General features: G+C 67.1%; 21 protein-coding genes. 7 read left to right on the plus strand and 14 right to left on the minus strand.

Going from position 1 to position 23,123, the window contains the following annotated elements; translation table 11 throughout:
• The first annotated feature begins 57 nt into the window (after window positions 1–57).
• The 6 genes from HWX39_RS30685 to HWX39_RS30710 all read left to right on the plus strand — a co-directional run bounded on the left by HWX39_RS30685 (window position 58) and on the right by HWX39_RS30710 (window position 5,207).
• The gene (locus HWX39_RS30685; protein ID WP_175971406.1) at window positions 58–1,335 is read left to right on the plus strand and encodes an ATPase, T2SS/T4P/T4SS family; all 1,278 of its coding nucleotides are present in this window, start codon (window positions 58–60) and stop codon (window positions 1,333–1,335) included.
• A 2-nt stretch (window positions 1,336–1,337) separates the two neighbouring features.
• The gene (locus HWX39_RS30690; protein WP_175971430.1) at window positions 1,338–2,543 is read left to right on the plus strand and encodes a type II secretion system F family protein; all 1,206 of its coding nucleotides are present in this window, start codon (window positions 1,338–1,340) and stop codon (window positions 2,541–2,543) included.
• A 45-nt stretch (window positions 2,544–2,588) separates the two neighbouring features.
• Window positions 2,589–3,500: an A24 family peptidase gene (locus tag HWX39_RS30695; RefSeq protein ID WP_175971407.1), complete on the plus strand. Its 912-nt coding sequence runs from the start codon at window positions 2,589–2,591 to the stop codon at window positions 3,498–3,500.
• Window position 3,501: 1 nt separating this feature from the next.
• Window positions 3,502–4,110, plus strand: a complete 609-nt coding sequence (coaE, locus tag HWX39_RS30700) for a dephospho-CoA kinase (RefSeq protein WP_175971408.1) — start codon at window positions 3,502–3,504, stop codon at window positions 4,108–4,110.
• Window positions 4,111–4,225: 115 nt separating this feature from the next.
• Complete coding sequence (gene zapD / locus HWX39_RS30705) at window positions 4,226–4,981, plus strand: cell division protein ZapD (RefSeq protein ID WP_039353119.1); 756 nt, start codon at window positions 4,226–4,228, stop codon at window positions 4,979–4,981.
• 25 nt (window positions 4,982–5,006) lie between these two features.
• Window positions 5,007–5,207 (plus strand): DNA gyrase inhibitor YacG, encoded by a 201-nt coding sequence (locus HWX39_RS30710; protein ID WP_175971409.1) that lies wholly within the window; start codon window positions 5,007–5,009, stop codon window positions 5,205–5,207.
• Window positions 5,208–5,268: 61 nt separating this feature from the next.
• Here the strand turns inward: HWX39_RS30710 and HWX39_RS30715 are convergent, their stop codons facing one another.
• The 4 genes from HWX39_RS30715 to secA form a co-directional block, all read right to left on the minus strand.
• Window positions 5,269–5,727 carry an NUDIX domain-containing protein gene (locus HWX39_RS30715; protein WP_175971410.1) on the minus strand — a complete coding sequence of 153 codons (459 nt, stop codon included), beginning with the start codon at window positions 5,725–5,727 and terminating at the stop codon, window positions 5,269–5,271.
• A complete protein-coding gene (locus HWX39_RS30720; protein ID WP_175955549.1) occupies window positions 5,724–6,593 on the minus strand; it encodes an ATP-binding protein in 870 nt (289 codons plus the stop codon). The genes HWX39_RS30715 and HWX39_RS30720 overlap by 4 nt, the downstream gene beginning before the upstream one ends.
• Before the next feature lie 19 nt (window positions 6,594–6,612).
• Window positions 6,613–7,854, minus strand: a complete 1,242-nt coding sequence (gene argJ / locus HWX39_RS30725) for a bifunctional glutamate N-acetyltransferase/amino-acid acetyltransferase ArgJ (protein WP_175971411.1) — start codon at window positions 7,852–7,854, stop codon at window positions 6,613–6,615.
• Window positions 7,855–7,998: 144 nt separating this feature from the next.
• Window positions 7,999–10,797: a preprotein translocase subunit SecA gene (gene secA, locus HWX39_RS30730; RefSeq protein WP_175971412.1), complete on the minus strand. Its 2,799-nt coding sequence runs from the start codon at window positions 10,795–10,797 to the stop codon at window positions 7,999–8,001.
• Window positions 10,798–11,053: 256 nt separating this feature from the next.
• Between secA and HWX39_RS30735 the strand changes: the two genes are divergently transcribed.
• Window positions 11,054–11,530, plus strand: a complete 477-nt coding sequence (locus tag HWX39_RS30735; protein WP_175955535.1) for a DUF721 domain-containing protein — start codon at window positions 11,054–11,056, stop codon at window positions 11,528–11,530.
• 87 nt (window positions 11,531–11,617) lie between these two features.
• On the opposite strand, the gene lpxC is transcribed toward HWX39_RS30735, so the two are convergent.
• The 10 genes from lpxC to murD form a co-directional block, all read right to left on the minus strand.
• The gene (gene lpxC / locus HWX39_RS30740; RefSeq protein WP_011350845.1) at window positions 11,618–12,535 is read right to left on the minus strand and encodes a UDP-3-O-acyl-N-acetylglucosamine deacetylase; all 918 of its coding nucleotides are present in this window, start codon (window positions 12,533–12,535) and stop codon (window positions 11,618–11,620) included.
• A 240-nt stretch (window positions 12,536–12,775) separates the two neighbouring features.
• The gene (locus HWX39_RS30745) at window positions 12,776–13,282 is read right to left on the minus strand and encodes a peroxiredoxin (RefSeq protein ID WP_175971413.1); all 507 of its coding nucleotides are present in this window, start codon (window positions 13,280–13,282) and stop codon (window positions 12,776–12,778) included.
• 188 nt (window positions 13,283–13,470) lie between these two features.
• On the minus strand, window positions 13,471–14,667 hold the full coding sequence (ftsZ, locus tag HWX39_RS30750; protein WP_011350843.1) for a cell division protein FtsZ: 1,197 nt from the start codon (window positions 14,665–14,667) through the stop codon (window positions 13,471–13,473).
• 191 nt (window positions 14,668–14,858) lie between these two features.
• On the minus strand, window positions 14,859–16,091 hold the full coding sequence (gene ftsA, locus HWX39_RS30755) for a cell division protein FtsA (RefSeq protein ID WP_006487138.1): 1,233 nt from the start codon (window positions 16,089–16,091) through the stop codon (window positions 14,859–14,861).
• Window positions 16,092–16,117: 26 nt separating this feature from the next.
• On the minus strand, window positions 16,118–16,870 hold the full coding sequence (locus tag HWX39_RS30760) for a cell division protein FtsQ/DivIB (RefSeq protein ID WP_175971414.1): 753 nt from the start codon (window positions 16,868–16,870) through the stop codon (window positions 16,118–16,120).
• Between the two features lie 19 nt (window positions 16,871–16,889).
• On the minus strand, window positions 16,890–17,831 hold the full coding sequence (locus HWX39_RS30765; RefSeq protein ID WP_175971415.1) for a D-alanine--D-alanine ligase: 942 nt from the start codon (window positions 17,829–17,831) through the stop codon (window positions 16,890–16,892).
• 1 nt (window position 17,832) lies between these two features.
• Window positions 17,833–19,230, minus strand: a complete 1,398-nt coding sequence (gene murC / locus HWX39_RS30770) for a UDP-N-acetylmuramate--L-alanine ligase (RefSeq protein WP_175971416.1) — start codon at window positions 19,228–19,230, stop codon at window positions 17,833–17,835.
• Window positions 19,227–20,330, minus strand: a complete 1,104-nt coding sequence (gene murG / locus HWX39_RS30775; RefSeq protein ID WP_175955529.1) for an undecaprenyldiphospho-muramoylpentapeptide beta-N-acetylglucosaminyltransferase — start codon at window positions 20,328–20,330, stop codon at window positions 19,227–19,229. The genes murC and murG overlap by 4 nt, the downstream gene beginning before the upstream one ends.
• Entirely contained in the window at window positions 20,327–21,610 is a 1,284-nt protein-coding gene (ftsW, locus tag HWX39_RS30780; RefSeq protein ID WP_175955527.1) for a putative lipid II flippase FtsW, read from the minus strand. The genes murG and ftsW overlap by 4 nt, the downstream gene beginning before the upstream one ends.
• Complete coding sequence (gene murD, locus HWX39_RS30785; RefSeq protein ID WP_175971417.1) at window positions 21,607–23,121, minus strand: UDP-N-acetylmuramoyl-L-alanine--D-glutamate ligase; 1,515 nt, start codon at window positions 23,119–23,121, stop codon at window positions 21,607–21,609. The genes ftsW and murD overlap by 4 nt, the downstream gene beginning before the upstream one ends.
• Between the last annotated feature and the right edge of the window lie 2 nt (window positions 23,122–23,123).

Below are 23,123 nucleotides of genomic sequence, written 5' to 3' on the forward strand. Positions count from 1 at the left end.
CGCGACGCGCGACCATCTGCTGGTCACGGTCAACAGGCGGCCAGCGCGCCGGCTCACATGCATTTCCCTCCTCCCGGGGCGCCGCTGCACGCGCAGCCACCGCCCGCTCACTCCGATGCGTCGTCCGTCACCGCACCGCGCACGCTCGACGCGGCCCAGCTCGACGATGCGCCGGCCGTGCGGTTGCTGACGGATACCCTTCACGCGGCTCGCGTGCGCGACGCATCCGACATCCACGTCGAACCATTCGAAGCCGGCTGGCGCATCCGCCTTCGCATCGACGGCGTGCTGCACGAACATGCGCGGCCGCCCCTTCATCTGCGCGACGCGCTCGTCACACGGATCAAGGTGCTCGCGCGCATGGACATCGCCGAGCGGCGGCTCCCGCAGGACGGCAGGCTGCGCATCGTGATCGACGGCGGTACGCGCGGCGACTACCGGGTCAGCTCGCTGCCCACGTTGTTCGGTGAAAAGCTCGTGCTGCGGCGCCTGGAGACACTGCCACCCGACCTCACGCTCGCCCGCCTCGGCTTCGACGCGCAGCAGGCGGCCGCGATGGAGGCCGCGATACGCGCACCGCACGGCCTTGTGCTCGTCACGGGTCCGACCGGCAGCGGCAAGACGCTGTCGCTCTACTGCGCGCTGCAGATGCTCGATCGCGACGCGCACAACGTCTGCACGGTCGAGGATCCCGCCGAGATTCAGCTCGACGGCATCAGCCAGGTCGGTGTCGCCGAAAAGGCGGGGCTCACGTTCGCGACAGCACTGCGCGCGTTGCTGCGGCAGGATCCGGACATCATCATGGTCGGCGAGATTCGCGATGCGGAGACGGCCGACGTCGCGATCAAGGCCGCGCAGACCGGCCATCTCGTGCTGTCGACACTGCACACGAACGATGCGCCGGCCGCCGTCGCGCGACTGCTCGACATCGGCGTCGCACCGTACAACCTCGCGGCCGCGCTGCACCTGGTCACCGCGCAACGCCTCGTCCGGCGGCTGTGCACCGCCTGCCGCGTGCACTCGGACGCACCGGTGCCCGTCCTGCGCGAAGCCGGCTGCGACCCGGCTGCCCTCGCAGCCGGATGGCGGCCGTTCGTCGCGCGCGGCTGTCCGGCCTGTCACGGCATCGGCTATCGCGGCCGTGTCGGCCTGCATCAGACCATGCCGGTATCCCCCGGGCTGGCAGAGCGCATCGTCGCACGGGCGAGTGTCGGCGAACTCGCGCAATGCGTGGCGGCCGAAGGCGTGCGCAATCTGCGCGACGCGGCGCTCGCGCGCGTCCACGACGGCACGACGAGCATCGCGGAAGCCCTCGCCGCGACACCTGCAACGTGAGCATGCGCCCGCCGCCGCGTGAAACCCGCTTCGCGTGGCGCGGCCGCCGTCGCGACGGCACGTCGCGCCGCGGCACCGTCGTCGCATTCGACGCGGCGAGCGCACGTGCCGCGCTCGCACGCGACGGCATCGCCGTGCTGTCGCTCGACGTCCGCGGGCCGGCCCGGCCGCCAACGGCCAGCGCGCGGGATGTCACGCGCTTCACGCGCCAGCTCGCAAGCCTGCTGCAGGCCGGGTTGCCGCTCGCGCCGTCGCTCGAGATGCTCGCGCGCACGCGGCCACGCGACGGCCTGCCGCGCATCGCCGCGGGTCTCGCCCGCGAGATCGTCGGCGGCCGGCGCTTCGCCGATGCACTCGCACGCTATCCCTCCCAGTTCGGCACGCTGTATCGCCAGCTGATCGAGGTCGGCGAAGCGTCCGGCTCGCTCGGCATCGTGCTGACCCGGGTCGCGGAGCACCGCGAGCGCACCGATGCGCAGTGGCGCAAGGTGCGGGCCGCGCTGGCCTACCCGGCGGCCGTCATCCTGTTCGGGCTCGCGATCTCGGCCGCGTTGATGGTGTGGGTGGTACCGACGTTCCGCCAGATCTTCGACGGTTTTGGCGCCGCACTGCCGGCACCGACCCGCGCGCTGCTCGCGCTGTCCTCCGCGCTGTCGGCGTGGGGCGGGGTGCTCGCTGCCGGTGCGGCCGCAGCCGGGCTGGCAGCACATCACGCGTTGCGGCGGTCTGCGCCGCTGCGCCACGCTGTCGCGCGGCACCTGCTGCACGTGCCGCTCGCGGGTGGTGCGCTCAGCCGGTACGCAGCCGCACGCTGGTGCCGCTCGCTTGCGACGCTGCTCGGCGCCGGCGTGCCGCTCGCCGACGCCTTTGCCACGCTCGAGCGCACCACCGGCCATCCGGTGTTCGAGCACGCCACCGCGCACATCGCAGCCCGCGTGCTGCGCGGCGCACGCCTCGCGGACGCGATGCAGTCGGCCGGCTGCTTTCCGGACGACGTCGTGCAGCCGATCGCCGTCGCCGAGGAAACCGGTGCGCTCGACACGATGCTCGCCGACATCGCCGCGTTGTGCGAACGCCAGCTCGACGCACGTTTCGATGCACTCGCCGCGCTCGGCGAACCGCTGATCGTGATCGTACTCGGCGCACTCGTCGGTGGTCTCGTGATCGCGATGTACCTGCCCATCCTTCAGCTCGGCAACGTGGTGTAGCATCGCAACCGATTCCGTCGCCTTCCAGTCCGAACCTTGAGCCTCATGACGCCAGCGCCCCTGTACGCCGTTACCGATTCGCCCGAGAGCACGCTGCTCGCGCTGGCGATGCTGCCGCCCGCGCTGCAGTATGCGTTCGCGGTCGCCATCGGCCTTTGCATCGGCAGCTTCCTGAACGTGGTCGTGCACCGGCTGCCCGTGATGATGCAGCGCGCGTGGCAGGCCGAGATCGATGAGGCGACCGGCAACGCGAGCGCCCCGCCCGACGACGGCTACCCGCCGCGCTACGATCTGTGGCGCCCGCGCAGCGCCTGCCCGCATTGCGGCCACGTGCTGCGCGCATGGGAAAACATCCCGCTCGCCAGCTATCTGATGCTGCGCGGGCGCTGCCGGCGCTGCGGCCACGCGATCGGCATCCGCTATCCGCTCGTCGAGCTCGCGTGCGCGCTACTCGCCGCCGGCTCGCTCGCGGCATTCGGCCCGACCGTCGCCGCGCTTGCCGCGTTTGCACTGTGCGCCGCGCTGCTCGCGATGAGCGCAATCGATATCCGGACGGGCTACCTGCCCGACTCGATGACGCTGCCGCTCCTCTGGGCCGGGCTCGTGCTGAACCTCGGCGGAACATTCACGTCGCTGCGCTCGGCCGTGATCGGGGCCATGGCCGGCTACCTGTTCCTGTGGTCGATCTACTGGCTGTTCAAATGGCTGCGGGGCATCGAGGGCATCGGTTTCGGCGACCTGAAGCTGCTCGCCGCGCTCGGCGCATGGATGGGCTGGGCCGCATTGCCGCAGGTCGTGCTGTTCGCTGCGGTAACGGGCGCGATCGTCGGGCTCATTGCGACCTGGCGCGGCCGCATGCGCTTCGAGGAGCCGATTCCGTTCGGCCCGTTCCTCGCGGCAGGCGGCGTCGCGACGTTGTTTTTCGGCACCCCTTTCTATTCGGCGCTCGGAGGCTGACATGTTCGCCATTGGACTTACCGGCGGCATCGGCAGCGGCAAGACGACCGTCGCCGATCTGTTCGGCGCCCGCGGCGCGTCGCTGGTCGATACCGATCTGATCGCCCATCGCATCACCGCACCGGGCGGTCTCGCGATGCCCGCGATCGAGCAGGCATTCGGCCGCGGCTTCGTTGCAGCCGACGGCTCGCTCGACCGCGCGAAGATGCGCGCACTGATTTTCAGCGACGACGCCGCGCGCCGGCGGCTTGAAGCGATCACGCACCCGCTGATCCGCGCAGAGACCGATCGCGAAGCGCGCGAAGCGCAAGGCCCGTATGTGATGTTCGTCGTGCCGCTGCTGGTCGAGTCAGGCAACTGGAAGGCGCGCAGCGATCGCGTGCTCGTCGTCGATTGCACGGTCGAAACGCAGATTGCGCGCGTGATGCGGCGCAACGGCTTCACGCGCGAGCAGGTCGAAGCGATCATCGCGAAACAGGCGACGCGCGAAGCCCGTCTCGCGGCGGCCGACGACGTGATCGTCAACGACGCGACGACACCCGATGCACTCGCCGCACAGGTCGATGCACTGCACCAACGCTATCTCGGGTTCGCGGCCGCTGCGCACTGAGACTGAGCATCGCGCGCGATCGTGATGGTGTACGAAATTGGCGCGTTGCTAGGGTAGAGAGTGAGCATTAGAATGTCCTGCATTGTTTCAATTCCTACCCAAGAGGCGAGCGCGCTTGATTCTTTACGAGTATCCGTTCAACGAGCGAATTCGCACGCTGTTGCGCCTCGAAGATCTCTTCGAGCGCTTCGCGTTCTTTTTGGCTCAGGAGGACCCGCGTGAACACCACGTTGCGCTGACGACGCTGTTCGAAATCGCCGAGGTAACGGGCCGCGCGGACCTGAAATCGGATCTGATGAAGGAGCTCGAACGTCAGCGCCAGACGCTCGCCCCCTTTCGCGGCAATCCGGGCATCGAGCAGAACGCGCTCGAAGCCGTGCTCGGCGAAATCGAGCAGACGCTCGCGAATCTCGCACAGATGCAGGGCAAGACCGGGCAGCACCTCGTCGACAACGAGTGGCTCGCCAGCATCCGCAGCCGTGCGGTGATCCCCGGCGGCACGTGCAAGTTCGACCTGCCATCGTACTACGCATGGCAGCAGTGGCCCGCCGAGCAGCGGCGCCAGGACATCGCGAAGTGGATCCTGCCGATGCTGCCGCTGCGCGACGCCGTGACGATCGTGCTGCGGCTCGCGCGCGAATCGGGCCAGGCGTCGAAGGTCATGGCGATGCAGGGCAGCTACCAGCAGATGCTGTCCGGTCGCACGTACCAATTGATGCAGGTGCGCGTGCCGCCGGAGCTGCGCGTCATTCCCGAAGCGAGCGCCAACAAATACATGCTGTGGGTACGGTTCACCATGCAGGACGGCGATGTGCGGCCGCGCGCGGTGGATATCGACGTGCCGTTCCATCTGACACTGTGCAATCTGTAACGGCCGCGGGCCGGATCGCTTTCGTATGACTACCGTTGTGAAATGCCCGTCGTGCGGCGCCGAAGTGCGCTGGACCCCCGCAAATCAGTTCCGCCCGTTCTGCTCGGCCCGCTGCAAGCAGCTCGACCTCGGCGCATGGGCCGCGGAAAAGTACCGGATCGGCGGATCCTCCGACGAGGGCCCCTCGTCGGAGGAAGACGGCGCGGACAACCGTCGAGACAGCTGAGCGGCGCGCGGCACCGCCCGCCAGTGATATGGCCCGCCTTCCCCGGCAGGCCATCGTGGCGTCAGTTCGACGCGGCTTCCTTCTCGAGCAGTTCGAGCACCGGCAGCGCGGCCGGCAGCAGCGGCGCGACGTCGACCGGCAGTTGCTGCCACACGAACGCCTGCCCTTCCTTGCTGTGCGGCTCGCCCGTCCAGCCCGTCACCTTGCAGAAGTACAGCCGCACGTAAGCATGCGGATAATCGTGCTCGAGCGTGTGCCAGCGATGGCTGGCCGTGACTTCGATGCCGAGTTCCTCGTGCAGTTCGCGTGCAAGCGCGTCCTCGACGCTTTCGCCGGCCTCCAGCTTGCCGCCCGGAAACTCCCAGTAGCCTTCATACGGCTTGCCTTGCAGCCGCTGCGCGAGCAGGTAGCGGCAGCGGCCGACCGGGCCGTCCGGCTGCACCATCACGCCGACCGCGACCTCCGTCACCTTGCGGCCATCGGGCGCGCGCACCGCGCCTTGTGCGAGATCCGCGCTCATGCCTGCTCCTTGCGGCCCGACCAGTCACGCGCAAACTGCCACGCGACGCGCCCCGACCGCGAGCCGCGCTCGAGCGCCCACACGAGCGCGTCGCCGCGTGCGGATTCGATCTCCGCATCCGGGCAACCGAAATGACGCAGCCAGTGCCCGACGATGTCGAGGTAGTCATCCTGCTTGAACGGATAGAAGCTGACCCACAGGCCGAAGCGCTCCGACAACGAGATCTTTTCCTCGACGACCTCGCCGGGGTGAATCTCGCCATCCGGGAGATGCTTGTAGGTCTCGTTGTCGCTCATGTACTCGGGCAGCAGATGGCGGCGGTTCGACGTCGCGTAGATCAGCACGTTGTCCGACTGCGCGGCGATCGAGCCGTCAAGCGCGACCTTCAGCGCCTTGTAGCCCGACTCGCCTTCCTCGAACGACAGGTCGTCGCAGAACACGATGAAACGCTCGGGACGCTGCGAGATCAGGTCGACAATGTCGCCGAGATCGTGCAGGTCGTCCTTGTCGACTTCGATCAGGCGCAGGCCGTCCTTCGCATACGCGTTCAGGCACGCCTTGATCAGCGACGACTTGCCGGTACCGCGCGCGCCGGTCAGCAGCACGTTGTTGGCCGGCTTCTGCTGCACGAACTGCCGCGTGTTCTGTTCGATCAGTCCTTTCTGGCGATCGATGTTGTGCAGATCGTCGAGCGTGATCGACGAAACGGCCGGCACCGGCTGCAGATAGCCGCGCCCCTGGCGCGTGCGCCAGCGGAACGCGTGGGCGGCATTCCAGTCGACCGCTGCCGGCGCGGGCGGCAGCATCCCCTCGAGACGGCCGAGCAGCGCTTCGGCGCGCGTCAGAAACTGTTCAAGCTTGTCCATGTCGTTCGGGCACTCCCGATCAGGAGCGGTAATCCGCGTTGATGCTCACGTAGTCGTGCGACAGGTCGCACGTCCAGATGGTGGCCTGCGCGTCGCCACGGCCGAGCAGCACGCGGATCGTGATTTCGCTCTGCTTCATCACGCGCTGGCCGTCCTCTTCCTGGTAGGCCGGGTTGCGGCCGCCCGCCTGCGCGACGAGCACGTCGTCGAGATAGAGGTCGATCTTGTCGACGTCGAGATCCGCGACGCCCGCATAGCCGATCGCCGCGAGAATCCGGCCAAGGTTGGGGTCGGATGCGTAGAAGGCCGTCTTCACGAGCGGCGAATGGCCGATTGCGTAAGCAATCTGGCGGCATTCCGCGACACTCTTGCCGCCTTCGACCTGTACCGTCATGAATTTCGTCGCGCCTTCGCCATCGCGCACGATCAGTTGCGACAGCACCTGCGCGACTTCCGTCACCGCATCGCGCAGCGCCGCATAGGCCGGCGAATCGGTCGACGTGATCGCCGGCAGCGTGCTCTTGCCCGACGCGATCAGGATGAACGAGTCGTTCGTCGACGTGTCGCCGTCGATCGTGATGCAGTTGAACGAGCGGTCGGCCACCTCCTTCACGAGCGTGTCGAGCACCGGCTGCGCGACGTTCGCGTCGAATGCGAGGAAACCGAGCATCGTCGCCATGTTCGGCTTGATCATGCCCGCACCCTTGCTGATGCCCGTCAGCGTGACCGTGTGGCCGTCGATCGTCACCTGGCGCGACGTGGCCTTCGGCAGCGTGTCCGTCGTCATGATCGCCTGCGCGGCGTCAAACCAGTTCGCGGCCTTGCGGTTCGCGAGCGCAGCCGGCAGCCCGGCCTTCAGGCGATCGATCGGCAGCGGCTCGAGGATCACACCGGTCGAGAACGGCAGCACCTGCGCCGGCTCGATGCCCGCGAGACGCGCGAGTTCCGTGCAGGTTGCGCGCGCGTTCACGAGGCCTGGCTCGCCGGTGCCCGCGTTCGCATTGCCCGTATTCACCACGAGCGCGCGAATGCCCGCGCCGCCTGCACGCACCTTCGCCAGGTGCTCGCGGCAGACGGTGACCGGCGCAGCGCAAAAGCGGTTTTCGGTGAACACGCCCGCGACCGTCGCGCCTTCGTCGACGGAGATGACCAGCACGTCCTTGCGATTCGGCTTGCGGATGTTCGCTTCCGCCCAGCCGAGCGTGACGCCGGCGACGGGATGCAGTTGGGCGGGATCGATCGACGGAAAATTGACAGCCATGGGGCACACCTGCCGGATGGAAAATGCCGGCATACGCCGGCATCGATTGGAAGAACCGGCGGCCGCACGCGCGGGCCGCCGCAACTCACATCACTCACTCGAAGCTGCGAACGAAGCGGCACGCGTGACGCGCGCCGCCGTCGATCATGACAGCTTCCCGTGACATTGCTTGTACTTCTTGCCGCTGCCGCACGGGCACGGGTCGTTGCGGCCGACCTTCGGCATCTCGCCGCCGGGGCCGCTGTGCGTCATCGCGCTGCCGACCATGTCGGCCGTCGCGGTGGCAGCCGCGGCAGCCGCGACGTTCGCCACCGGCGCACCGGCTTCCGCGTAATCGGCGTGCTGGTACTCGACGTTCTCGAGATGACCGCCACGCTCCTCGATCTGCTCGGCGGCTTGCTCGAGCTGCTCCGGCGACTGGATCTGCACGTTCATCACGATGCGCGTGACTTCCTGCTTGATCGCCTCGAGCATCGCGGCAAACAGCTCGAACGCTTCGCGCTTGTATTCCTGCTTCGGGTTCTTCTGCGCATAGCCGCGCAGGTGGATGCCCTGGCGCAGGTGGTCGAGCGCCGCGAGGTGCTCGCGCCACAGGCGGTCGACCGTCTGCAGCATCACCGAGCGCTCGAACGCGCTGAACGATTCGCGGCCGACCATCGCGACCTTCGCCTCGTACTGCTCGTCGGCGGCCGTCATCACCGCGTCGAGGATCTCCTCGGCCGTGATCGACGACGACTCGTTCACCATTTCCTGGATCGCGAGGTCGAGCTGCCAGTCGTTGCGCAGCGCTTCCTCGAGCTCGGGCACGTCCCACTGCTCTTCGATGCTGCCTTCCGGCACGAACTGGCGGACGACTTCGGTAATCACGCCTTGACGCATCGCGGTGATCGTCTCGGTGATGTCGTGCGCTTCGAGCAGCTCGTTACGCTGCTGGTAGATCACCTTGCGCTGGTCGTTCGACACGTCGTCGTATTCGAGCAGCTGCTTGCGGATGTCGAAGTTGCGCGCTTCGACCTTGCGCTGCGCGGACTCGATCGAGCGCGTGACGATGCCGGCCTCGATCGCCTCGCCTTCCGGCATCTTCAGGCGATCCATGATCGAGCGCACGCGGTCGCCCGCGAAGATGCGCAGCAGCGGATCGTCGAGCGACAGGTAGAAGCGCGACGAGCCCGGATCGCCCTGGCGGCCCGCACGGCCGCGCAGCTGGTTGTCGATCCGGCGCGATTCGTGGCGCTCGGTGCCGATGATGTGCAGGCCGCCCGCGGCCTTCACCTGCTCGTGCAGCGTTTCCCACTCGTCGTGCAGCTTCTGGATCCGGCGCGCCTTTTCGTCGGCCGGGATCGCTTCGTCGGCCTCGATGAAGCCGGCCTGCTTCTCGACGTTGCCGCCGAGCACGATGTCGGTGCCGCGGCCGGCCATGTTGGTCGCGATCGTGATCGCGCGCGGACGGCCGGCTTCCGCGACGATCGCCGCTTCACGCTCGTGCTGCTTCGCGTTCAGCACCTCGTGCGGCAACCCGGCCTGCTTCAGCAGGTGCGACAGCAGTTCGGAGTTCTCGATCGACGTCGTGCCGACCAGCACCGGCTGGCCGCGCTCGTAGCAGTCGCGGATGTCGCGGATCACCGCGTCGTAGCGCTCCTTGGCCGTCTTGTAGATCTGGTCCTGCTTGTCGATCCGCTTCGGCGGACGGTTGGTCGGGATCACGACCGTCTCGAGACCGTAGATCTCGTTGAATTCGTACGCTTCGGTGTCGGCGGTGCCGGTCATGCCGGCCAGCTTCGCGTACATCCGGAAGTAGTTCTGGAACGTGATCGAGGCGAGCGTCTGGTTCTCGCTCTGGATCTTCACGTGTTCCTTCGCCTCGACGGCCTGGTGCAGGCCGTCGGACCAGCGGCGGCCGGCCATCAGGCGGCCCGTGAATTCGTCGACGATGACCACTTCGCCGTTTTGTACGACGTAGTGCTGATCCTTGTGGAACAGCGTGTGGGCGCGCAGCGCCGCGTACACGTGGTGCATCAGCGTGATGTTCTGCGGTGCGTACAGGCTCTCGCCCTCGCCGATCAGGCCCCATTCGGCGAGCAAGCGCTCCGCCTTTTCGTGGCCGGATTCAGTCAGGAACACCTGACGCGCCTTCTCGTCGAGCGTGTAGTCGCCCGGCTTCTCGACGCCCGTGCCGTCGGCCTTCTCTTCACCGATCTGGCGCTCGAGCAGCGGCGGCAGTGCGTTCATCCGCACATACAGCTCGGTTTGATCCTCGGCCTGACCCGAAATGATCAGCGGCGTACGTGCCTCGTCGATCAGGATCGAGTCCACTTCGTCGACGACCGCGAAGTTCAGCGCCCGCTGCACGCGCGCGTCGGTCTCGTAGACCATGTTGTCGCGCAGGTAGTCGAAGCCGAACTCGTTGTTCGTGCCGTACGTGATGTCCGCCGCGTAGGCCTGCTGCTTCTGGTCGTGCTCCATGCCGGACAGGTTGATGCCGACCGACAGACCGAGGAAGTTGTAGAGGCGCGCCATCCATTCGGCGTCGCGCTGCGCGAGGTAATCGTTGACGGTCACCACGTGCACGCCGCGGCCGGCCAGCGCATTCAGGTACACGGGCAGCGTCGCGACGAGCGTCTTGCCCTCGCCAGTGCGCATTTCCGCGATCTTGCCGTAGTGGAGCACCATGCCGCCGATCATCTGCACGTCGAAGTGCCGCATCTTCAGCACGCGACGGCTGGCCTCGCGACAGACCGCGAATGCCTCGGGCAGCAGCTTGTCGAGCGACTCGCCGGCCGCGACCCGCTGGCGGAATTCGTCCGTCTTGCCGCGCAACTGGTCGTCCGTCAGCTTCTCGATCTGCGTTTCGAGCGCATTGATCGTCGCGACGGTCTTTTGGTATTGCTTGACGAGCCGCTGGTTGCGGCTGCCAAAAATTTTCTGGAGAAAACCGGTTGTCATCGGATCGGATCCTGCGTCGCAGCACCGGCGCCCGGCGCGTATTGCGCGCCCCGACGCCCGAGCCTCGGCGGCTTAGCGAATTAGTGGACTCAAACGTCGAATTTTAGCACGCGGGGACGCGTGCGCCCGTGTCTCGGCCGGACGGACACTGTGCGCCAGCGGCCGGGGCCACGGGGCGAAAGCCGCCCGTGCCCGGGCCCGCGCGGGTACAATCGGCGTCAACGTCCGCGCGCGTGCGCGCCCGAAGAATGCCTCGATGAACCGATTTTCCAAGCGTTTCGGCCCGTCCGCCGCATATCGCCCGCAACCCGTATCCGAAGTGCTCGGCCGCACCGACGCATTCGCGGCGCTGCGCGCCGGCGTCGAGCAAATCGCGTCGCTGCAGCGCGATCTTGCCGCGCTCCTGCCCGACTACCTGGCGAACCACGTCGAGCCCGGCTTCGTGAAGGACGGGACCCTGACCCTCTTTGCTGCGCACAACGCACTGGCTGCGCGGCTGCGGCAGGTCGAGCCGCGGCTGCTCGGCGATCTGCAAAAGCGCGGCTGGCCGGTCTCGACGCTGCGCGTGCGCGTGCGCCCGAAGGATGCGCCGGAGCCGCCGCACGTGAAGCAGGCGCGGATGACGTCGGTCGGCGCGTCGGCGTTGCGCGACCTGGCCGACCATCTCGAACCGTCACCGCTTCAGGCCGCGCTCGCGCGGATGGCGGCCCGGCACGGTGCGAAGCCGCGCTAGCGGCATGTGCCAGCCGCCGCGCAAGGTGCCCGACCAATAAAAAAGCAGCCCGAAGGCTGCTTTTTTATTGTTTGCGCGGAACGCAGGTCAGGCGAAGGCCGTCTGCATGTCGAACGCGAAACCCTTCGGCGCGGCTTGCGGATCATCGAACGTGACGATCTCGTACGCATCTTCGTTCGCGAGCAGTTCGCGCAGCAGCGCGTTGTTCAGCCCGTGGCCCGACTTGTACGCCGTGTACGACGCCAGCAGCGGATGGCCGATCACGTACAGGTCGCCGATCGCGTCGAGCATCTTGTGCTTCACGAACTCGTCGTCGTAGCGCAGCCCGTCGTTGTTCAGAATGCGGTACTCGTCGAGCACGATTGCGTTTTCCATGCTGCCGCCCCGGGCGAGACCCATCTCGCGCAGCATCTCGGCCTCGTGTGCGAAGCCGAACGTACGTGCACGCGCGATCTCACGCACATACGACGTATTCGCGAAATCGACCTCGAGTTCCTGGCCGGTCTTGTCGACGGCCGGGTGACGGAAATCGATCGAGAATTTCAGCTTGAAGCCGAAGTACGGGTCGAGGCGCGCGAACTTGTCGCCGTCGCGGATTTCGACCGTCTTCTTCACCTTGACGAAGCGCTTCGGCGCGTTCTGCTCCTCGATCCCGGCGGACTGGATCAGGAACACGAAGGTCGCCGCGCTGCCGTCCATGATCGGGATTTCCTCGGCTGTCACGTCGACATAGAGGTTGTCGATGCCGAGGCCGGCACACGCCGACATCAGGTGCTCGACGGTCGACACGCGCACGCCATCCTTCTGCAGCACCGACGCGAGCCGCGTATCGCCGATCGACGTCGCCGCCGCGGGAATGTCGACGGGCGTGGGAAGGTCGACACGCGAGAAGACGATGCCCGTGCCCGGCGCGGCAGGACGGAGCGTCAACTCGATCTTGCGGCCCGAGTGGACACCGATACCCACGGTCTTCACGATGGACTTGATGGTGCGCTGCTTCAACATGATGTTCTTCGTCGTGATTGAAGATATCAATCAGGAGTTATATTCGATAGGGCAGATTATAGCGTAATTCCCTATTCAGCGTCGTTTGAAACTGCGTATCAATCTGTTTCGCCTGTTTACCCGCGCCGATACGGGACGGGCCGATGCCCGGAACGGAGGCGTATCCGGTCATCAGCCCGTGTTACAACTGCCCTGAGGCCGGTGAGCAGCGTTGCCGGAAGGCAACGGCGCACCGCACGGTCAGGGCGTCAACGTCGCGAGAACACTCGCCGCATCGCTCACTTCGAATTTGCCCGGCGCCTCGACGGCCAGCGTCTTGACCACACCGCCGTCAATCACCATCGCGTAGCGCAGGGAACGAATTCCCATGCCACGCGCGGACAAATCCTGCGTCAGCCCCAGCGCATGAGTGAAAGCCGCGCTACCGTCCGCCATCATGCGCACCTTGCCCGCGGTGTGCAGATCACGTCCCCATGCGCCCATCACGAATGCGTCGTTGACGGACACGCACCAGATCTCGTCGATTCCCGCCGCGCGCAATTGCTCGGCGTGTTCGATGTAGCCCGGCACATGCTGCGCCGAGCAGGTCGGCGTGAAAGCGCCCGGCAATCCGAAGATCACCACCCGCTTTCCCGCAACCTGGTCGCGCACGCTGCAGGCGTTCGGCCCCAGCGTGCACCCTTCGCGCGCGTCGTCGATGTACTCGAACAGTTGCGCGTCGGGCAGCGCGTCGCCCACTTGAATCATGGCTGGTCCCTCATAGCGATACGGTTTTTCAGCGTGTTGCGGACAGCATGGCCCATCCCGCCCCGCTTGTGCGGAGAGGGCACGTTTCCCGGCCCGGCGTCGCAGCCGACGCGGCCTGTCATGGTCCGTAGCATCCGTCACGCCGGCGATACCGCGGCAGATTCGCCGCGGCTTCGCCTGTGTTTGCGTCAGTCAGCCTGCTTGCGCAGGAAAGCCGGGATGTCGTACGTGTCGACACCCTTCTCCTGCAGCGCCTGCACGTGCGATGCCGCGGTTTCGCGCGAATTGCGCCACACCGCCGGCGTATCGAGCGCGCCGTAGTCTGCCGTGCTGACGTGATGCGTCGGTGCATAGCCGTGCGAAACCGCGCTGACCGGCTGGTTGTCCGTACCCGTACGCAGCAGCGTCATCGGTGCCGACTGCTGCTTCTTCGCCGCACGGCCCAGACCCGTTGCCACGACCGTCACGCGCAGTGCATCGCCCATCGCATCGTCGTACACCGCACCGAAGATCACCGTCGCATCTTCCGCCGCGTAGCTCTTGATCGTGTTCATCACTTCGCGCGTTTCCGACAGGCGCAGCGAACGGCTCGACGTGATGTTGACCAGCACGCCGCGCGCGCCCGACAGATCGACGCCTTCGAGCAGCGGGCTCGCCACGGCCTGTTCCGCCGCGAGGCGTGCGCGATCGACGCCGGCAACCGTCGCCGTGCCCATCATCGCCTTGCCCTGCTCGCCCATCACCGTCTTCACGTCTTCGAAGTCGACGTTCACGAGGCCATCGACATTGATGATTTCAGCGATGCCTGCGACCGCGTTGTTCAACACGTCGTCCGCGCACTGGAAGCACTTGTCCATCTCGGCGTCGTCGCCCATCACGTCGAACAGCTTGTCGTTCAGGACGACGATCAGCGAGTCGACGTGATCCTCCAGTTGCTGCGAACCGGCTTCAGCGACGCGCATGCGCTTGCCGCCTTCGAATTCGAACGGCTTGCTGACGACACCCACCGTCAGGATGCCCATCTCCTTCGCGATCTGCGCGACCACCGGTGCCGCGCCCGTGCCCGTACCACCGCCCATGCCGGCCGTGATGAACACCATGTGCGCGCCGCGCAGTGCGTCGGCGATGCGCTCGCGCGCTTCTTCCGCTGCCGCACGGCCCATTTCCGGCTTCGCGCCAGCGCCCAGACCCGTGTTGCCGAGCTGGATCACCGACGATGCGCGCGAACGCGACAGCGCCTGCGCATCCGTGTTCATCACGATGAAGTCGACGCCCTGCACGCCGCGGTTGATCATGTGCTGGACGGCATTGCCGCCAGCGCCGCCAACGCCGACCACCTTGATGATGGTGCCGTTGGTCTCGGTTTCCAGCATTTCGAATTCCATGTTGCCTCCGTCAAGAGAATGACTGCTACTCGGCCGTTATTCGGCAGGAGATCGGGCAACCCCCTGTCGCGCGCCAGCCGCCGGCACCAGCGCGAATTTCGATTCGGTTCGTCCTCAAGAAAACGCCGGGCCACCCCAGGTTTTCTTGGCCCCCTCGGGGGCAGGCTCGGCGTGCCGAGCCGTGGAAATACTCAAAAATTGCTCAGGAACCATTCCTTCATCCGCGAGAACACCTGCCCCGCGTTGCCGGACTGCACGGCGACCTTGCGGCCGCGCATGCGCTGAGCGCTGCCTTCGACGAGCAGCCCCATCGCCGTCGAGTAGCGCGGATTGCGCACGACGTCGGAAAGGCCGCCTGCATACTCCGGCGCCCCGATGCGCACCGGCTTCAGGAAAATGTCTTCGCCGAGCTCGACCATGCCGGGCATCATCGAGGCCCCGCCGGTAATGACCACGCCGGAGCTCAGCAGTTCTTCGTAACCGGATTCGCGCACGACCTGCTGCACGAGCGAGAACAGCTCCTCGACGCGCGGCTCGATCACGGCTGCGAGCGCCTGGCGCGACAGCGTGCGCGGGCCGCGCTCGCCGAGGCCCGGCACTTCCACCATTTCGTCCGGATCGGCGAGCGCCTGCTTCGCGATCCCGTAGCCGACCTTGATGTCTTCCGCGTCCGGCGTCGGCGTGCGCAGCGCCATCGCGATGTCGCTCGTGATCTGGTCGCCGGCGATCGGAATCACCGCGGTGTGACGGATCGCGCCTTCGGCGAAGATCGCGATGTCCGTCGTGCCGCCGCCGATGTCGACCAGCACCACGCCGAGATCCTTCTCGTCTTCCGTCAGCACAGCCAGCGACGACGCGAGCGGCTGCAGGATCAGGTCGTTCACTTCGAGCCCGCAGCGGCGCACGCACTTGACGATGTTCTGCGCGGCGCTCACCGCGCCCGTCACGATGTGCACCTTCACTTCCAGCCGGATGCCGCTCATGCCGATCGGCTCGCGCACGTCTTCCTGGCCGTCGATGATGAATTCCTGCGTGAGGATGTGCAGCACCTGCTGGTCGGTCGGGATGTTGATCGCCTTCGCGGTCTCGATCACGCGCGCGACGTCGGTCTGCGTGACTTCCTTGTCCTTGATCGCAACCATCCCGCTCGAGTTGAAGCTGCGGATGTGGCTGCCCGCGATCCCCGTGAACACGTTGGTGATCTTGCAGTCGGCCATCAGCTCGGCTTCCTCGAGCGCGCGCTGGATCGACTGCACGGTGGCCTCGATGTTGACCACCACACCTTTCTTCAGACCCTTCGACTCGCTCTGGCCGAGACCGATCACCTCGTAGTGGCCCTCGCCTTTCAGCTCGGCGACGATGGCCACCACCTTCGACGTGCCGATGTCGAGGGAAACCAGCAGATCCTTGTAGTCTTTGCTCATAAAGTGCTCTTGCGTGTGATCTCTCGTTACTTCTTGCGCTTGTCGGTATCGGTCAGGAACCGCATGCCTGCCGCGCGAATCGCGAATCCGTTCGGATAGCGCAGGTCCGCGTACTCGATGTCGTTGCCCCAACGCTCCGTGACGGCCGGCCATGCGGCGACCAGGCGCTGGCTCCGGTCATGCAGCGACTCGCTGTTGCGTTCCTTGCCCAGCTCGACCTGCATGCCGTTCGACAGCTTCACCGTCCACGCGTACCGCGCCGACAGCGTCACTTCTTCCGGCGCCGCCTTCAGCGGCGCAAACCATTTCCCGAAGTCGCGATACCGCATGACGACTTCCTTCGCACTGCCCTCCGGGCCATCGAACGCCGGCAGTTCCTTGTCCAGTTCGCCCTGGTTCGCGGTGAACAGCTCGCCGTCGACGCTCACGAGCTGGTCGCTGCCCCAGGTCCCGAGCGGTTTGTACTCCTCGAGCGTGACAGCCAGCGCATTCGGCCACACCCGGCGCACGCTCGCATGGCGCACCCAGGGCATCTGCTCGAACGCGGTGCGCGCGGCGTCGAGATCGACCGTGAAGAAATTGCCCTTCAGCCGGCCGACCACGCCCGCGCGCACCGTCGGCGAATTGATGTGCTCGGTGTCGCCGTCGATCCGGATTTCCCGCAGCGCGAACGTCGGGCGCTGGATCAGCCAGTAGCAACCGGCCGCCGCCAACACGAGCAGCAACAGCGCGTACAGCGCGCTGGCGGCAAGGTTGAGTTGGCGAACGTTGTTCCACATACGTCGTTCCGTTCCTGCGTCAGTCGTTGAGCGTGAGCGACAGCACCTTCACGACCAGCTCCGAATAGCTGATGCCGACCGCGCGCGCGGCCTTCGGCGGCAGCGAGTGGTCGGTCATGCCCGGTGCGGTGTTCACTTCCAGGAAGTACGCGTTGCCGTCGGCGTCGAGCATGAAGTCCGCGCGGCCCCAGTCGGTGCAGCCGAGCACGTCGAACGCCCGGCGCGCGACGCGCTTGAGCTCCGCTTCCTTATCGGCGGGCAGCCCGCACGGAATCAGGTATTGCGTATCGTCGGCGATGTACTTCGCGTGATAGTCGTAGAACTCGCCGGCCGGCACGATCTTGATTACCGGCAGGTCGAGATCGCCGGCGATGCATGCGGTGTACTCGCCGCCGCCTTCGATGCTCTTCTCGACGATCACGATCGGGTCATGCGTCGCGGCTTCCGCGAGCGCGGCCGGCAGCGCGTCGGCCGTCTTCACTTTCAGCACCGCGACGCTCGAGCCTTCGCTCGCCGGCTTCACGAACAGCGGCAGGCCGAGCTTCGCGACGATGTCCGTCGCGCGCGCCGCGAGGTCGTCGCCGCGCAGCACCGTCTCGAACGGCGGCGTCGGCACGCCCGTCTGCTGCCACACGAGCTTCGTGCGGAACTTGTCGAGGCCGAGCGCCGATCCGAGCACGCCGCTGCCCGTGTAGCGAATGCCGTAGAAATCGAGCGCGCCCTGGATCTGGCCGTTCTCGCCGTAGCCGCCGTGCAGTGCGTTGAACGCGCGCACGAACCCTTCGTCCTTCAGCGCCGCCAGCGGGCGCTCGGCCGGGTCGAACGGGTACGCGTCGATGCCCGCGTCGCGCAGGCCCTGCAGCACGAGCTTGCCCGACGTGAGCGACACCTCGCGCTCCGAGGACTCGCCGCCGAACAACACCGCCACCTTGCCGAAACGTTTCGGATCAATCCCGCTCATGTCATGCCTTCTGTTGAGTGTGCTGCGCAACCTTCGCCGGCACGCCGCCGATCGAACCCGCGCCCATCGTGATCACCACGTCGCCGTTCTGCGCGACCTTCGCCAATGCGTCCGGCACGTCGTCGACCGTCGCGACGAACACCGGGTCGACCTTCCCCACCTCGCGCAACGCACGCGACAGCGCGTCGCCGTTGGCGGTCGAGATCGCCGCCTCGCCCGCCGCGTAGACTTCCGTCAGCACCAGCGCGTCGACCGTCGACAGCACGTTGACGAAATCGTCGAAGCAGTCGCGCGTGCGCGTGTAGCGATGCGGCTGGAACGCCAGCACGAGGCGGCGGCCCGGAAACGCACCGCGCGCGGCGGCGATCGTCGCGGCCATCTCGACCGGGTGATGGCCGTAGTCGTCGATCAGCGTGTACTGGCCGCCGTCCGCGGTCGGCACCTCGCCGTAGCGCTGGAAGCGCCGGCCGACGCCGTTGAATTCCGCCAGCGCCTGCTGGATCGCGTCGTCCGCCACGCCGAGGTCGGTCGCGATCGCGATCGCCGCGAGCGCGTTCTGCACGTTGTGCAGGCCCGGCAGGTTCAGCACGATCGCGAGCGGCGCGCGCCCTTCACGGATCACCGTGAAATGCATGCGGCCGTCGCGCGCATCGATGTCTTCCGCACGTACCTGTGCGTCCGGCGACAATCCGTAGCGCACGACCGGCTTCGAGATGAACGGGATGATCTGCCGCACGTTCGGATCGTCGACGCACACGACCGCGCTGCCGTAGAACGGCAGGCGCTGCGTGAATTCGATGAACGCCTGCTTGAGCCGCGCGAAATCGTGGCCGTAGGTGTCCATGTGGTCGGCGTCGATGTTCGTGATGACTTCGATCACCGGATACAGGTTCAGGAACGACGCGTCCGACTCGTCGGCCTCGGCGACGATGAAGTCGCCCGTGCCGAGCCGCGCGTTCGCGCCGGCGCTGATCAGGCGCCCGCCGATCACGAAAGTCGGATCGAGCCCGCCCGCCGCGAGCACGCTCGCGACGAGGCTCGTCGTCGTGGTCTTGCCGTGCGTGCCGGCGATCGCGATGCCCTGCTTCAGGCGCATCAGCTCCGCCAGCATCACCGCGCGCTGCACGATCGGCACGCGGTTCGCGCGCGCGGCCAGCACTTCCGGGTTGTCCGAGCGCACGGCCGTCGACACGACGACCGCGTTCGCGCCCTCGATGTTCGCCGCGTCGTGGCCGATCGCGATCCGTGCGCCGAGCGCCTGGAGACGATCCGTCACCGCGTTGCGCGACAGGTCCGAGCCGCTGACCTCGTAGCCGAGGTTGACGAGCACTTCGGCGATGCCGCTCATGCCCGCGCCGCCGATCCCGACGAAATGAATGTGTTTGACGATGTGTTTCATTGCAGTTCTTCCAGGTTCGCGCCGGCCGCCTTCGCGCACACGCGCGCGACTTCGTCGGTGGCCTCGGGCTTCGCCAGCGAGCGCGAACGTTCCGCCATCTCCGCGAGCGACGCCCGCGACTGGCCGCGCAGCCAGTCGGCAAGCAGTTCCGCCGACAGGTCGCGTTGTTGCACCAGCACGGCCGCGCCCGCATCGGCGAGGAACGCGGCGTTGCTCGTCTGGTGATCGTCGACCGCGTACGGGAACGGCACGAACAGCGCCGCCACGCCTACCGCCGCGATCTCCGACACCGTCATCGCACCCGACCGGCAGATCACGAGATCCGCCGCCGCATACGCGGCCGCCATGTCGTCGATGAACGGCACGAGCCGCACGTCTTCGCCGGCCGCGAAACCGGCCGCTTCGTAATTCGCCTTCAGCGCGTCGATGTGCTTCGCGCCGGCCTGGTGCACGACGCGCGGGCGTTCGCCCGGCGTCAGCATCGCCAGCGCGCGCGGCACGACTTCATTCAGCGCGGCCGCACCGAGGCTGCCGCCGACGACCAGCACATTCAGCGGGCCGCTGCGCGATGCATAGCGTGCTTTGGGCGCTTCCGTGCCGGCAAGTTCCGCGCGAATCGGATTACCCGTCCATTCCGCGTGCGGCAGCGCGCCGGGGAACGCGACGAGCACGCGTTTCGCGAATTTCGCGAGTACCTTGTTCGTCAGGCCCGCGATCGAATTCTGTTCATGCAGCACGAGCGGACGCCCCGACAGCGCAGTCATCACGCCCGCCGGGAACGTGATGTAGCCGCCCATCCCGAGCACGACGTCGGGCCGCACGCGCCGCAGCGCAGCGAGGCTCTGCCCGCATGCGCGCAGCAGGTTGAACGGCAGCGTCAGCTTGGTCTTCAGGCCCTTTCCGCGCAGCCCGCCGAACCGCACGTATTCCATCGGAATACCGTGCTTCGGCACGAGCGTCGCTTCCATCCCGGCCGGATTGCCGAGCCACACGACGCGCCAGCCCGCCGCTTCCATCCGGTGCGCGACTGCGAGCCCGGGGAACACGTGGCCCCCGGTGCCGCCTGCCATCACCATCAGTGTGCGTTGCGACGCGGTCATACCTTCCCTCCGCGCATCAGCACCCGGTTTTCGTAGTCGACCCGCAGCAGCACCGCGAGCGCGACGCAGTTCAGCAGAATGCCCGAGCCACCGTAGCTCACGAGCGGCAGCGTCAGGCCCTTGGTCGGCAGCAGCCCGAGGTTCACGCCCATGTTGATGAAGGTCTGCGCACCGAACCAGATGCCGATACCCTTCGCCATCAGGCCCGCGAACGTGCGGTCGAGCGCGAGCGCCTGGCGGCCGATCTCGAACGCGCGGCGCACGATCCAGTAGAACAGCAGGATCACGACCAGCACGCCGACGAAACCGAGCTCCTCGCCGATCACCGCGAGGATGAAGTCGGTATGCGCTTCCGGCAGGTAGTTCAGCTTCTCGACGCTACCGCCCAGGCCGACGCCGAACCACTCGCCACGGCCGAACGCGATCAGCGAGTGCGTGAGCTGGTACGCCTTGCCCTGCGCGTAGCGCTCGTCCCACGGATCGAGATACGCGAAGATCCGCTCGCGACGCCACGGCGACAGCCACACCAGCATCGTGAAGGTGCCGATCGCGGTCGCAACAAGGCCGCCGAACAGCTTGCCGTTCACGCCGCCGAGGAACAGCACGCCCATCGCGATCGCCGCGACCACCATGAACGCGCCCATGTCCGGCTCGAGCAGCAGCAGCGCACCGACCAGGCCGACCGCGAACGCCATCGGCAGAAAGCCCTTGGCGAAGCTCTGCATGTATTCCTGCTTGCGCACCGTGTAGTTCGCCGCGTAGATCGTCACCGCGAGCTTCATGATTTCCGACGGCTGCATGTTCGTGATGCCAAGCGGAATCCAGCGGCGCGCACCATTCACGCCCTTGCCGACGTGCGGGATCAGCACGATCACGAGGCCGACGAGCGCGATCAGGAAGAGCTGCGGCGCGTATTTGTCCCACGTCGACACCGGCACGCGGAACGCGATCACCGCCGCGATGAACGCGACGACGAGCGAGATGCAGTGGCGCATCAGGAACGCGTAATCGTGATACGACGCGTATTTCGGCGAATCGGGCATCGCGATCGACGCCGAATACACCATCACGACGCCGAGCCCGAGCAGCGCGATCGCGACCCACAGCAGCGAGTAGTCGAAGTCGAGCATCCGCGAGCGACTCGGGCGCACGCCATTGACGACGCTCGCGAGGCCGCCGGTCGCGGCGCGCGTGGCCGACGCGACGCGGCCGCCCGCGGCATTACCGCCGGTGTCGCGACGATCGTTGAAACGGGAGACGATGCGATCTGACCAGCTCATGGCGTCGCTCCTTTGTCGATGGCGATTTCGTCGACCGCCGCGCGGAACACATCCGCGCGATGGGCGTAGTTCCTGAACATGTCGAGGCTCGCGCAGGCGGGCGACAGCAGCACCGCATCGCCCGGCTCAGCGAGGTCGGCCGCCGCGTGCACCGCGCCTTCGAGCGTCGCGTGATCGGCGAGCGGCACGCCCGTTTCGGCGAGCGTGTCGCGGATGGCCGGCGCATCGCGACCGATCAGCATCACCGCGCGGCACCAGCGCGCGACCGGCGCAACCAGCGGTGCGAAATCCTGACCCTTGCCATCGCCGCCCGCGATCAGCACGATCTTCTGCGCAAGCCCGTCGAGCGCGGCAACCGTCGCGCCGACGTTCGTGCCCTTGCTGTCGTCGACGTAGTCCACGTCGTCGATCGTCGCGATCACTTCGACGCGATGCGCCTCGCCGCGGTACTCGCGCAGCGCGTGCAGCAGCGGTGCGGCCGGCAGGTCGATCGCGCGAGCGAGCGCGAACGCGGCCAGCGCGTTCGCCGCGTTGTGCAGCCCGCGAATGCGCAGCGCGTCGGCCGGCATCAGGCGCTTTTGCACGATGTCGGGCGTATGCGCGGCATCGCGCTTGCGCCGGCGGGTCGTCGTCGCAGCTTCATCCGGCGCATCGCGATCGACGGCTTCGACCAGCCACGCGATGCCGTTGTCGCGCGACAGCCCGTAGTCGCCGTCCTGCACCGGTTCGTTCAGGCCGAACGTGACCGTGCGCGGCGCATCGGCCACGCCGGCTGCCGGCGCGAACTTCATCACGGCCGCATCGTCGCGGTTCAGCACGCGCGTGGTCGTCGCGCCGAAGATCCGGCCCTTTGCCTGCGCGTATGCATCGAAGCTGCCGTGCCAGTCGAGGTGGTCCTGCGTGATGTTGAGGATCGCGGCCGCATCGGGCGCGAACGTGCGCGCGGTCTCGAGCTGGAAGCTCGACAGTTCGAGCACCCACACGTCGGGCAACGCGGTTTCATCGATCGCGCCGGCGAGCCGGTCGAGCATCGCGGGGCTGATGTTGCCCGCGACGGCGACCTTCTTGCCCGAGCGCTGGCACAGCAGGCCGGTAAGGCTCGTCGTCGTGGTCTTGCCGTTGGTGCCCGTGATCGCGAGCACCTTCGGCTGGTAACCGCTCGTGCCGAGCGCACGCAGCGCCTGCGCGAAGAACTCCAGCTCGCCCCACACCGCGACGCCGCGCTCGTTCGCGGCCGCGACCAGCGCCGCGAGTGCCGGTTCGAGCGGCGACAGCCCGGGGCTCAGCCCGACGAGTTCGACGCCGCCGTCGAGCAGCGCAGGCGTGAACGCGCCGCCGACGAATTCCGCATCGATGCCTTCGGCCTGCAGCGCGGCAAGGTTCGGCGGCGCCTCGCGGGTATCGGCAATGCGCAGCCGGCACCCGTGCCTCGCGCACCATCGCGCGATCGCGAGACCCGATTCCCCGAGCCCCAGTACGAGCACCATCGGCCGTTGCCGATCTCCAAACATCT

This window comes from Burkholderia sp. BCC0322 (assembly GCF_902833045.1).
Lineage (GTDB): Bacteria > Pseudomonadota > Gammaproteobacteria > Burkholderiales > Burkholderiaceae > Burkholderia.